The following is a 12,233-nucleotide window of genomic DNA, read 5'->3' on the forward strand; positions in this document are numbered from 1 at the left end:
AAACTAATGATATATGAAATGTTGAATTCATGCATAGCAAACATAAATTCAAAACAAAAGTCGTGTTTCAATTTGTACAAAATGTAAGCTTAACATTATGTAAATATTAAGAATTATAATTACTGATAGTCAGCAGCTTACCTGTTTGAACGACTCCAATGTTAAGTTAATGTTAAGTAATTGTTTGGAAAATGTAAATAAAATAGATAAATTGGCTGTGAATTAAACATGTATGGAGATGAAAAAAAGTATTTTAGTTTTAGTATTATTTTGTGTTGGATTGTATACTTATGCCTCGAATGGTTCAGAACCAGTTTATGAAATAGAAGGGAATTTGGTTGCTGTAACTACTTTTTATGAAAATGGTCAAATAAAAGAACAAGGGTTTTATAAGAATAAAAAACTGCATGGAGAATGGAGTCTTTACAATAAAGAAGGAGATAAGATTACCAAAGCAAATTATTCTAATGGAAAGAAAATTGGAACTTGGATGTTTATGTCAAATGGAAAATTGACAGAGGTTCAATATGAAAATAACACAATTGCCAAAGTTTATAAATGGAATGACTCCAAAACGGTTGCGATTGAACAAGAGTAAATTTGATTATTTACACATAGAAAAAGCGTTTTGATTTAAAATCAAAACGCTTTTTTTAATTAACTCAAATATGTGTACTACTAACTAACTTTTAATTTATAGGCTTCCCAATCTCCAGTTCCAAGCGTTAATATCAACTTTTGTTCCTGTATTGTAAGCATCTGAAGTGGTTGCTGATGCACCGTCTATTTTTACATTATCTAAAGATCCTCCATCTTTCATATCAATATTAGTATCATACCCTTCTAAGTATAAATTGGTAATTGTTGCCCCTGATTCCTTTTTGAATTGTAAGGCCGTTCCATCTACAGAAGATATAGCGGTTACATTATCAAACTTAGGATTGTTGTTAACCTTATCACCTTCAAACGCTGTTGAAAATCCTTCAATTGTATGAGAAATATATGTGTTTGTTACAGTTCCATTCCATCCTTCAGTCCAATCGATAGAATCATCCTCATTATTTTCTAAATAAACATTAGATGCAGAAACTGTTCCTCCAAAAAATTCGATTCCGTCATCTGCTCCATCAATTACGGCAACATTGTCTATGGCTGTAGAAGAGCCAACGGCATATAATGAAATTCCGTTGTATTGAGACTCAGAATTAATTTGAGCACCTGTTCCTCTAATTACTAAATAGTTTATGGCACCAGAATTATCTGCGTCATCATTTCCACCATAAATGAAACCTCCTACTTCGGCAGTTGCATCTACACCTGCAGTTGTAGTCGCTTTACCACAAATTGTTAAACCTCCCCAATCTGCTGGTTGTGGATCTACAGAAGACATAATTACTGGATTTTCAGCAGTTCCTTGCACGTCAATTTTACCACCTTTCAAAACAGCAATGTAAACGTCTACACCACCTTTGTCTGCTGATATTTTAGTTCCTTCTTCAATAGTTAAAGTAACACCATCTTGTACAATAAAAGATCCAGTTAAACTGTATTTAATATCTGCAGTTAATGTTTTATCAGCTGTTAAGTTTCCATTTAAAACCTCAACAGGTAAAATTTGTCCATTTATAAAATCCCAATCAGAAATATCTACAGGCGTACCAGTGTTGTAAGGTGCATCTGGGTCTGCAGGGGAACCATCAATCATAACATTTGATAGTGCTCCACCATCTTTCATATCTATATTTTGCGAATATCCACTTAAATATAAATTTGTAATAGTAGAACCAGATTCTTTTTTATGCTGCAATGCAGTACCTCCAACAGTAGAAATTGCCGTTAGGTTATTCAATTTAGGATTGTTATTTGTTTTATCTCCTTCAACTACCGTAGAAAAACCTGCGATTGTATGAGAAATATAAGCATTATCAATTGTTCCATTCCATCCTTCTGTCCAGTCTATTGCATCATCTTCAGTATTTTCTACATAAAGATTTTTAACAGAAACTGTTCCTCCAAAAAATTCAACACCATCATCTGATCCATCAATAACTGCAATATTTTCTACAACAGTTCCAGAACCAACAGCATAAAATGAAACTCCATTGTATTGAGATTCTGAATTAATTTGTGCTCCAGTTCCTTTAATTACTAGGTTCTTTATTATACCAGAACTGTCTGTATCATTGGTTCCTCCATAAATAAAGCCACCAACTTCAGCCGTTGCATCAATACCAGCAGTTGTTGTTGCGTCACCACAAATTGTTAACCCTCCCCAGTCTCCTGGTTGGGCATCAATTGATGACATAATTACAGGGCTACTTCCTGTACCGTTAATATTTATTTTCCCTCCTTTTAATACAGCAATATAGACATCAGTTCCACCATCTACAGCTTCAATTTGAGTTCCTGCTGGTACGTTAAACGTTACGCCATCATTTACAATAAATGAACCTGTTAATAGGTAACTAGTTGATGGGTTTAAGGTAAAGTTCTCTTCTAGTAATCCGTTCAAGATTCCTATTTTCAAATTTTCGATAGTTGCGTTCGATGGATTCATAATAGGATCCGGATCGTCCGTAGCGCAACTTATTAAAGTTGACACAGCAAAAATTACAGAAAGTCCAATTAGTAAAGAGTTTAATTTTTTCATTTTTTTTTTGATTATTCTTTATGATTAATTTCTGATACAAAGAACAAGGATTAGTTCAATTTAGATTTTATGTAAACGTTATGAGTTTATTATCAATTAAGATTAAATCGATTGTATATGTTAAGTAAATGTTACTTGATTAAATGAAAAAAGCCAGCGATATTTCGCTGGCCATAATTTTATTAATTCAATAGCTAGTTTAGAAAGAATAACTGATACCTAATTGTAAATCAACCCCTTTCTTATATGATACTACAGTCTCATTTGTTTCGACTTGTGTTGGAATATCTTTAACTTTTTGAGTTTGCTCTATCTGTGGATTTAATAAATTCAATCCTTTAAAACTCATAGATAATCTTTCATTCAATTGTTTTCTCAATACGAGGTCTAATGTGAAGAATCCTTTTTCAATAATTTCATCATTATAAAGAATATCACTATTAGCAAAATCTTCTGGTGCACCCAAGGCAAAAACCTTATCTGAAGAATAATTACCTGTTAATGTCGCTCCGAATTCATTTTCTTTATTATTAGAATAGCTTAACGATGAATTTAAGATTAAATCAGACGCTCCTTCTAAATCTGAAGAAGTTTTATCGTTGTATTGAAATTCTTCATAAATATCTTGATCAAACCACATTTTAGTAACATTAACAATAAAGTTTACCTCATCAGAATCTTTGTCTTCACTTTTTAAAAGACCCCATCTTCCTTCAAATTCCAAACCATAAACAGTTGCTTTTTCTCCTGTATTGTCGAATGTAAAAATTCCTGAAGAACCTCTAGTTTGTGCCTTGTTTATTGGATCTTGAATGTTTTTGTAGAATCCAGAAACTGAAATTAATTCTGCAGGAGAAGGAAATAATTCCCACTTAATATCCGCATTATATACAGTAGATTCTTGTAGTTCTGGATTTCCTTTTGTAACCCTTCCTGTTGGTGATACATACTCGAAAGGTGCTAATTCTTTAAATTCTGGCAGAGTCAAAGTTTTACTTGCCGCAAATCTAAATGCACTTTTTTCGTTTAACTCATATTTTAAATTTAAGCTTGGTAAAACATTGTTATACGTATTAGATAATTCTCCAATTCTACCTACATAGTTCGCTACATCCCAAAGCATATCAATTTTATCCGACTCATATCTTATACCAGCATTACCTGTTAGTTTAGAGAAACCAAAGTCAAGATTCGCATAACCGGCATATACATCTAAGTTTCCAACATATAAATCTGGCATACGTTCTCTTAAAATTAATGTACCATTGTCAAAATTTGATTGCGTAAAGACGGCATTTAAATCGTCTATTGACTCTGTTTGCACACCTTTTGCTCTAACACCAATCATTAAAGAATTAAAGTCACGTTCTTTTTTTCTTAAGTTGGCTCCAATATTTAATTTTAATGGTTGATCCGCGTCTGGTTTAAAAGTAATTTGATCATTTACGTAAGCGTTTATTTCATCATCAACAATTTTTTGACTTGATTTTCGCTGTTGAAAATCACCTACGTGTGCAAATTGCACCGTGTTTTCGTCTAGAATGTTTACTTCGTTTCTTATTCTATTTGGTTCTTCTGCCCAAACATAATTGTAACCTGCCGCCCATTCTAATTTATTTGTTTCAGATAAATTGTGAGTTCCGATTAACTGATTCACATACATTCTAGTCTGTTTCAAGTTCTGATCGCGAATAAACGCTCCGTCTTCTTGTGGATCTTGATCAAAAACATACCCTTCTCCATTTCTACCAGACTCATAAACATTGTCAATACTTTTATTTACAAATAAAGTATTGAAACTTAATTTACTGTTATCTCCTAGTTGATAACGCAAGTCTAATAAAGCAGTCGTATTAATATTGGTTGTGTAATTGGTAGCATCGGTAAATGAATTATCCAATACATTAGAACGATATGTTTTAAATATACCATTTGCATATTCATGGTTTGCACCATGTGACGCCGTTAGGAAAATAGATAAGTCATTTCCAAATAATTCAACTTTTTTACCTCCTGCAAAATCAAATTTAAAATCTAACGGAGTTGATTTTGTTTCTGTATTCCAACTTTGCATTGTAATGGCATCTACCAATGCATATTTTTTAGAATAAAAACCTAAGGTCATATCATTAACATTTTGACTAGCCTTAAAATCACTCCAAACATCTCCTTGCATCACATTGGTATTAGATCCTAATTGAAATCCTACCGAGTATTTATCACCACCATATCTTTTACTAGTTACATCTACATTACCAGATGCCTGATCTCCGTAACTAGCGGTATTATAAGTTTTAGAAACCCCAACATTCTGAATAACGTTTGTTGAGAAAAGATTTAAATCTATATTTTTCTTTTCAACATCGTCAGAAGGAATTGGTAATTTATTCATTGTTGTAGAAAGGTATCTATCACCTAAACCTCTAATATAAATATCTCCTGAGGCCTCATTTTTTGTGACACCAGAAATTTTACTAGTTGCTGATGCAGCATTAGACACACCTAATTTGGTTAATCTCTCTGAACCAATACTTTCTTGGATTACAGATGCTTTTCTTTGATTTGCTAATAAAGAAGTTTCAGATTCTTTTCTAGTGCTTCCTTGAATGTTAACTTCATCCAGGGCAACGCCTTCACTTGCTCCTAAGATCACATCAGGAACAATTACAGATTCGTTTTCGCTAAGAACAACGTTCGGAATTTCTATAGTTTCATAACCGATGAAACTAAACACTAAGGTATATGTTCCTGGCAATGCTTGGAAACTATAGTTTCCGTCAAAATCAGAAGTTATTCCAATTTGTGTGTCTTTTATAAAAATGTTAGCAAAAGGTAAAGGTTCGTTGTTCATGTCTTTGTCAAGAACTTTACCAGTAATTTCACCCTTTTGTTGTGCAAATACACTAACTCCGATGAATAAAGTTGCTATAATCAGTAATTTTTTACTTAAAATCATTTTAGTTTTCGTCTTTTTATCTGGCGCAAATATCTAGTAGATATGTAAAGGGAATGTTACCTAGTTATTAAATCAAGGTCATTAATATGTTTAGATAATGTTAAGAAGTTTGGACAATGCTTTTTCTTAAAAACAACTATATTGCAAGCACTAAATATTAGGTATGAACTGGGAACAATTACTTTCTTTAAAGCGTTTTGGAGATACATCTGTAAGGTTAAGAAAAGATCAAGATGAAACTAGATTAGGTTTCGAGGTTGATTATGATAGAATTATTTTTTCGGATTCATTCAGAAGTTTACAAGATAAAACACAAGTAGTTCCATTGTCAAAAACGGATTTTGTTCATACCCGTTTAACACATAGTTTAGAGGTTAGTTCGGTAGCTCGTTCTTTAGGACGAATTGTTGGAAAAGAACTTCTTAAAAAGTATCCTAGTTTAGTTGAAAACGGATATCAAGCTAATGATTTTGGAACCATTGTAGCAGCAGCTGCGCTAGCACATGATATAGGAAACCCTCCTTTTGGGCATTCTGGAGAAAAAGCGATAGGAGAGTATTTTAAGTCTGGAAACGGAAAACAATACCAAAACCAACTTTCAGATAAACAATGGCAAGATGTAATTGATTTTGAAGGGAATGCAAACGGGTTTAAAATATTAACCGAAAGTAGAGAAGGTGTAGAAGGAGGATTGCGCTTGTCTTATGCTACTTTGGGAGCATTTATGAAGTACCCAAAAGAATCGCTACCTAAAAAGCCAAGTGACCATATTGTAGATAAAAAATATGGCGTATTTCAATCGGATATAGGTGCTTTTAAAGATGTAGTTTCAGAATTAGAATTATCAAAACTCAGAGAAGATGAAGACCTCGCTTATAATAGACACCCATTAGCATATCTTGTAGAAGCAGCAGATGATATTTGTTATACCATTATAGATTTTGAAGATGGAATAAACCTTGGATTAATTGATGAGGATTTTGCCCTTGAATATTTGATAAACTTGGTAAGAGACACGATCAATTCCGAGAAGTACTATCAATTAAAAACAAAGAAAGACAGAGTAAGTTACCTCCGTGCTTTGGCAATAGGTAATTTAATCAATGAAGCCGTCGCTGTTTTCTTGAAAAACGAAGACGCTATTTTAAGCGGGAACTTTAATAAATCATTGTTAGATAAGTGCAAGTACGAAGCCCAAATAAATGATATTATTAAAATAAGTGTAGAGAAAATTTATAGGAGTAGCGAGGTAATCGAGAAAGAGGTGGCTGGCTATAAAATTATTTCTGATTTGCTAGATGTTTTTATTACAGCAGTGAATAATAATTTTGAAAACAAGGCTTCTAACTACGATAAACTTGTGTTGCGTTTATTACCAGAAAACTTACAAACAGAGAAAAAAGAAGTCTACGATCGTATTTTTTCTATCTGTAGTTTTGTTTCAGGAATGTCCGATGGATATGCAATTCTATTGAATAAGAAAATAAAGGGAGAAGTTCTTTAAAGAAACGTTTCAATTTCCTTTAAGATACTTGCCTTATCAAGCCCTACAATCTCTTGTAGTTCAGAGACTGTTCCGTGCTCAATAAAATGATCGGGAACACCTAAGCATTTAATTGTCTTATTTTTATAATTATGCGCAGCTGCAAATTCTAAAATTGCGGATCCAAACCCACCTTTTATGGAACCATCTTCTATAGTTATAATGTTTTCGAACGATTTAAATATGTTATATAACATTGTTTCATCTAAAGGCTTTACAAATCTCATATTGAAATGAGCAATTGTATTTGCAGGCAGTTCTTTTTCAATTTCAATAATTGTATTTCCGACGGTTCCTATACTTAGAACGGCTAGTTTATCACCTTTTGAAATTTGTTCTCCTTTGCCAAATTCAATTTTAGAAAAGAGTGTTTTCCAATTTGTAGTTGTACCTCTTCCTCTTGGGTATCTGATTGCAATAGGGTGTTCTAATCCTAATTGAATGGTATACATTATATTACGCAGTTCTATTTCATTTAAGGGCGCAAATACGATTAGGTTTGGGATGATTCTTAAATAGGAAATATCAAAAACACCATGATGGGTTGCGCCATCTTCACCGACTAATCCTGCCCGATCTAAACAAAATACAACGGGTAAATTTTGTAGAGCAACGTCATGAATTACTTGGTCATATGCGCGCTGTAGAAATGTTGAGTAAATATTACAAAACGGAATCAATCCTTGTGTTGCAATTCCGGCTGCTAAGGTTACGGCATGTTGTTCTGCAATTCCTACATCAAATGCTCTATCTGGAAATTTCTCTAACATATATTTTAAAGAACTACCCGTAGGCATGGCTGGAGTTATTCCAATAATGTTTTTGTTTTTCTCTGCTAATTCAACAATGGTATGCCCAAATACATCTTGGTATTTTGGAGGTTGATTTGTTGTTGATTTTGCAATAAGCTCTCCGGTCTTAGCATTGAATTTTCCAGGAGCATGATATTTTACCTGATCTTGCTCAGCCTTTTTTAGGCCTTTACCTTTGGTAGTTATCACATGTAAAAACTTAGGCCCTTTTACAGATTTTAAGCGTTCAAGCTCTTTTAAAAGCGCCTTTAAATCATGACCATTTATCGGACCCGAATAATTGAAATTTAATGCTTCAATTATATTGTTTTTCCGAACGGCCTTTCCTGCTTTAACGTTGGCAAAATATTCTTTTAATGCACCAACGCTTGGGTCAATTCCCATAGTGTTGTCGTTTAACACAATTAAGAGATTGGCATCAGATACACCAGCATGGTTCAAAGCCTCAAAAGCCATTCCTGATGCAATGGAGGAGTCCCCAATTACTGCTATATGTTGTTTTTCTGTTTCACCTTTTAGGTTTGACGCAATAGCCATTCCCAACGCGGCGGAAATAGATGTAGAACTATGTCCAACGCCGAAAGCATCGTATTGGTTTTCTGCCATTTTTGGAAAGCCAGAAATTCCATTTAAGCGTCTATTTGTATGAAAAACATCTTTTCTTTCGGTAAGGATTTTATGACCATACGCTTGGTGGCCAACATCCCAAATTAATTGATCATTTGGTGTGTCAAAAATATAGTGCAAGGCAATGGTCAATTCTACAACACCTAAGCTAGCGCCTAAATGACCTTCTTTAGTTGCGACAATATTTATGATGAAATCGCGTAATTCTTGTGCCACAACAAGTAGTTCATCAGACGATAATTTTCGCAAATCGTCAGGATTGTTAATATGTTGTAGCAGGCTTTTTTGCATGCAGCAAAACTACGACTATCTTTGTTGTATGCAAAATCCATTCGACGACACTTATTTTATGAAACGCGCTTTACAAGAAGCAGAAATGGCATTTGAAAAGGGCGAAGTTCCTGTGGGTGCAGTTGTGGTTTGTAAAGATAAAATTATTGCAAGGGCGCATAATTTAACAGAAACCTTGAACGATGTAACCGCACATGCCGAAATGCAAGCGTTTACTTCTGCGGCAGACTTTTTAGGAGGAAAATATTTAATGGACTGTACCTTATATGTAACATTAGAACCTTGTCAAATGTGTGCAGGAGCTAGTTATTGGACCCAGATTGGTAAGATTGTTTTTGGCGCTTCTGATGAACAAAGAGGATATGAAAAACTGAAAACTACTTTACATCCTAAAACAGAAGTTGTAAGAGGGGTTTTGGCTGAGGATTGCTCCAAGATTATGAAACGTTTTTTTATTGAAAAACGAAATCTAAATTAACGCTTTTCGTTGTCGCGCATTTTTTTAAGATTTTCATTGTTAATGATATAATCTTTCATGTTTTTATCTTTCCATCTATGGTAAGAAAATAAAGGAAATACCACTAGAAAAATACCAACAACACCAAAACCAATGAATTTTTGCGAGAATTCAGAAGTTCCGAAATAGCCATAAGCGATACTAGCAAATGATAAAATCGTTAAAAAAGAAATAAGATACTTCATGGTGCAAAGGTACAAAAAATCAATGCGTAACTTCTACCAATTTCCGCCTGTAAACGGTGAGCAATTTAGATTTTGATATAAATCCAAAATATTTACCATCTTTGATAACGGGTAAGTTCCAAGCGCTAGAATATTTGAACTTCTTCATAATAATAGGTACCGAATCATTATCGTAATCGATGATATCTGGTGCGTTATGCATTAACTTTTTAACGGTAATTTTTTCATACAATTCAGTGTCAAACATGATATGCCTAATATCATCTAAGCGTAATATTCCAAGAAATTCGTTATCAGCATTAACTACTGGGAAATGATTTCGAGATGATTTTGCTACCGCATTTTTTACAATTTCGCCTAGTTTCATTTCAGGTGAAAGAGAAATAAAATTTTGCTCAATTATTTTATCAATTTTCATCATCATTAGTACATTGCTATCCTTATTGTGAGTGATAAGTTGCCCTTTTTTAGCTAATTCGGAGGTGTAAATAGAGTTGGTTACAAAGTATTTAGTAAATGCAAAGGAAATGGCAGCAACAATCATTAATGGTAAAAAGAGTTCATATCCACCTGTAATTTCTGCAATTAAGAAAATTGCGGTTAAAGGAGCATGCAATACTCCAGCGAGTAAGCCTGTCATTCCTACCAATGTAAAACTAGATTCGTTAACAGAAAAGCCAAGCCCAATGTTGTTTATGACTTTTGCTACAATATTACCTATGGTACTACCCATAAATAAGGTGGGAATGAAAATTCCACCCACACCACCAGCAGCAAATGTCGTTGTCATTGCAATCGCTTTAAAAAATGTAATCCCTATTAAAAGACCGATTACGATCCAAATATTGGTTAAATCGGCATCAAAAGGTGTTTGCCTAAGTGCACGAATGTTGTTTCCAAGTAATAAATCATTCATTAAATCGAATCCCTCACCGTATAACGGCGGAATGAAATACAGCATTATTCCAATGGCAATTCCACCAATAATTAGTTTTTTAATTGGATTGGTAATTCGTTTAAAGAACTGGGTAATGTAGAAGTACATCTTACTAAAATAAATACTCGCTATTCCGGTACCCACTCCTAGAATTATGTAAAAAATAAGATCTTTTATTTCGAAAGTATCTTGTAAATCAAATCCAAAAAACGAATCAGAACCTAAGAATAAATAAGACGTTAAGATGGCAGACACTGAAGCCAATAAAAGAGGAATTAGAGAAGCAAAGGCTAAATCTAACGCAAATATCTCAACAGCAAATATAATCGCGGCAACGGGTGCCTTGAACATAGCAGCTAAAGAACCCGCAGTTGCACATCCAATCAAAAGCATTCTGGTTTTTGCATTGATATGAAACAATTGAGAAATGTTCGAGCCTATTGCTGACGCCACAGTTACGGCCGGTCCTTGTAACCCAACAGAACCTCCAAAACCTACGGTTAATGGAGCTGCGATTAAAGGAGCATAAATTTTAAAAGGTTTTATAATACCATTTCTACGAGAAATTGAGTGCAGTGCTGAGGTTATACCATGACTTATATTTCGTTTAAGAATGTATTTCTGATATATAAATACTAATGACAGCCCAATAATTGGGAAAACGAAATAGAAACCAGCATAGTCTTTAATAATATTACCCTCTAGTAATAATTGAATATAGTGCGTTAAATTTTTTAGAGTTACGGTTCCTAAACCGGCTAATAAACCAACAAGAATACTTAAGATATAGACGAATTGTCTTTCGGAAATATGTTTGTATTTCCAAATTAGAAATTTACGAAGTAGTTCTGTAGTTTTTGGCATTTATCATTCGGTGAATACCTACTAAATGCCTGACATTGAAATTTAATCAAACAACCTAGGGCATCTTTTACAATTTGTTTTCCCTTTTTTCTTGAATTTCTTACAACACTTTTTCTTCTTACCACAGTCCATAGAACAACCAGAAACAGAAGCACCGCCATCACCACCAACACAAGATCCAATGATCAACATATAACGCCTTATTTAGATTTAATTAAAATAAAGCGCAAATATATAAGAACTATTCTAAATAAGCATTAAGCTTCTTCGGTTTTTACATCTAAACTTTCTATGTCTCTATCGAATAAGTATAGACCTCCTTTATCATCTCCAATAATTCTTAATTTATCTAAGATTGTTCTTGCTAAAGCCTCTTCTTCAGTCTGTTCAGCAACATACCATTGCATAAAATTATGAGTGGTGTAGTCTTTTACTTCCAAACACTCAAAAACAATTAGATTTACGTTGTGTGTTACTTTTTCTTCGCTTGTTAAAAAGGTTGTAAATAACTCTTGTAACGATTCAAACTCACTTTCTGGTTTTTCTAATGCTGGAATTTCAGCAACACCACCACGTTCATTTACGAATTTAATCAACTTTAGCATGTGTGTTTTTTCTTCTTCAGATTGATTGTAAAAGAACCCAGCCACACCATTGTATCCGTTAATTTCTGCCCAAGATGCCATGGATAAATATTGCATTGAAGCTTGTGCTTCTAATTTTATCTGAGAGTTTAATGACTTTTCTATATTTTCTGATATCATGATTGTCTTTTTATGCTGATTAGAATTTCAAAGTTAGGTATCGTTACTTGTAAAACCAAGTTGAACGGTTCTAAATATAAAACCCTG

Annotated in this window: 10 protein-coding genes; 3 read left to right on the forward strand and 7 right to left on the reverse strand. The window is 33.5% G+C overall.

The annotated features are described in order from the left end of the window. Positions 1 to 238: 238 nt before the first annotated feature. A complete protein-coding gene (locus RM519_RS10515; protein WP_311593766.1) occupies positions 239 to 598 on the forward strand; it encodes a toxin-antitoxin system YwqK family antitoxin in 360 nt (119 codons plus the stop codon). 96 nt (positions 599 to 694) lie between these two features. Here the strand turns inward: RM519_RS10515 and RM519_RS10520 are convergent, their stop codons facing one another. Both RM519_RS10520 and RM519_RS10525 read right to left on the reverse strand, forming a co-directional pair. Further along, positions 695 to 2,650 (reverse strand): hypothetical protein, encoded by a 1,956-nt coding sequence (locus RM519_RS10520; protein WP_311593767.1) that lies wholly within the window; start codon positions 2,648 to 2,650, stop codon positions 695 to 697. A 199-nt stretch (positions 2,651 to 2,849) separates the two neighbouring features. Next, entirely contained in the window at positions 2,850 to 5,606 is a 2,757-nt protein-coding gene (locus tag RM519_RS10525) for a TonB-dependent receptor (RefSeq protein ID WP_311593768.1), read from the reverse strand. Positions 5,607 to 5,769: 163 nt separating this feature from the next. On the opposite strand from RM519_RS10525, the gene RM519_RS10530 reads away from it, so the two are divergent. Further along, complete coding sequence (locus tag RM519_RS10530; protein ID WP_311593769.1) at positions 5,770 to 7,110, forward strand: deoxyguanosinetriphosphate triphosphohydrolase; 1,341 nt, start codon at positions 5,770 to 5,772, stop codon at positions 7,108 to 7,110. On the opposite strand, the gene dxs is transcribed toward RM519_RS10530, so the two are convergent. Then, entirely contained in the window at positions 7,107 to 8,879 is a 1,773-nt protein-coding gene (gene dxs / locus RM519_RS10535; protein ID WP_311593770.1) for a 1-deoxy-D-xylulose-5-phosphate synthase, read from the reverse strand. The two genes, RM519_RS10530 and dxs, sit on opposite strands and share 4 nt — an antisense overlap. A gap of 28 nt (positions 8,880 to 8,907) precedes the next feature. On the opposite strand from dxs, the gene RM519_RS10540 reads away from it, so the two are divergent. Then, entirely contained in the window at positions 8,908 to 9,357 is a 450-nt protein-coding gene (locus tag RM519_RS10540) for a nucleoside deaminase (protein ID WP_311593771.1), read from the forward strand. On the opposite strand, the gene RM519_RS10545 is transcribed toward RM519_RS10540, so the two are convergent. The 4 genes from RM519_RS10545 to RM519_RS10560 all read right to left on the reverse strand — a co-directional run bounded on the left by RM519_RS10545 (position 9,354) and on the right by RM519_RS10560 (position 12,146). Then, entirely contained in the window at positions 9,354 to 9,581 is a 228-nt protein-coding gene (locus RM519_RS10545; protein WP_311593772.1) for a hypothetical protein, read from the reverse strand. The genes RM519_RS10540 and RM519_RS10545 overlap by 4 nt on opposite strands. 19 nt (positions 9,582 to 9,600) lie before the next feature. Beyond that, entirely contained in the window at positions 9,601 to 11,382 is a 1,782-nt protein-coding gene (locus RM519_RS10550) for a chloride channel protein (protein ID WP_311593773.1), read from the reverse strand. A gap of 42 nt (positions 11,383 to 11,424) precedes the next feature. Then, positions 11,425 to 11,574, reverse strand: a complete 150-nt coding sequence (locus RM519_RS10555) for a hypothetical protein (protein ID WP_311593774.1) — start codon at positions 11,572 to 11,574, stop codon at positions 11,425 to 11,427. A gap of 65 nt (positions 11,575 to 11,639) precedes the next feature. Beyond that, positions 11,640 to 12,146, reverse strand: a complete 507-nt coding sequence (locus RM519_RS10560) for a ferritin (RefSeq protein WP_311593775.1) — start codon at positions 12,144 to 12,146, stop codon at positions 11,640 to 11,642. Positions 12,147 to 12,233 lie beyond the last annotated feature (87 nt).

This window comes from Urechidicola vernalis (genome assembly GCF_031846385.1).
In the GTDB taxonomy this organism is placed as follows: domain Bacteria; phylum Bacteroidota; class Bacteroidia; order Flavobacteriales; family Flavobacteriaceae; genus Urechidicola; species Urechidicola vernalis.

What these genes read in the sequence shown, in the direction of transcription:
- RM519_RS10515 (WP_311593766.1), top strand. Translation starts at nt 239, where the DNA reads ATGAAAAAAAGTATTTTAGTTTTAGTATTATTTTGTGTTGGATTGTAT.
- RM519_RS10520 (WP_311593767.1), bottom strand. Translation starts at nt 2,650, where the DNA reads ATGAAAAAATTAAACTCTTTACTAATTGGACTTTCTGTAATTTTTGCT.
- RM519_RS10525 (WP_311593768.1), bottom strand. Translation starts at nt 5,606, where the DNA reads ATGATTTTAAGTAAAAAATTACTGATTATAGCAACTTTATTCATCGGA.
- RM519_RS10530 (WP_311593769.1), top strand. Translation starts at nt 5,770, where the DNA reads ATGAACTGGGAACAATTACTTTCTTTAAAGCGTTTTGGAGATACATCT.
- dxs (WP_311593770.1), bottom strand. Translation starts at nt 8,879, where the DNA reads ATGCAAAAAAGCCTGCTACAACATATTAACAATCCTGACGATTTGCGA.
- RM519_RS10540 (WP_311593771.1), top strand. Translation starts at nt 8,908, where the DNA reads ATGCAAAATCCATTCGACGACACTTATTTTATGAAACGCGCTTTACAA.
- RM519_RS10545 (WP_311593772.1), bottom strand. Translation starts at nt 9,581, where the DNA reads ATGAAGTATCTTATTTCTTTTTTAACGATTTTATCATTTGCTAGTATC.
- RM519_RS10550 (WP_311593773.1), bottom strand. Translation starts at nt 11,382, where the DNA reads ATGCCAAAAACTACAGAACTACTTCGTAAATTTCTAATTTGGAAATAC.
- RM519_RS10555 (WP_311593774.1), bottom strand. Translation starts at nt 11,574, where the DNA reads ATGTTGATCATTGGATCTTGTGTTGGTGGTGATGGCGGTGCTTCTGTT.
- RM519_RS10560 (WP_311593775.1), bottom strand. Translation starts at nt 12,146, where the DNA reads ATGATATCAGAAAATATAGAAAAGTCATTAAACTCTCAGATAAAATTA.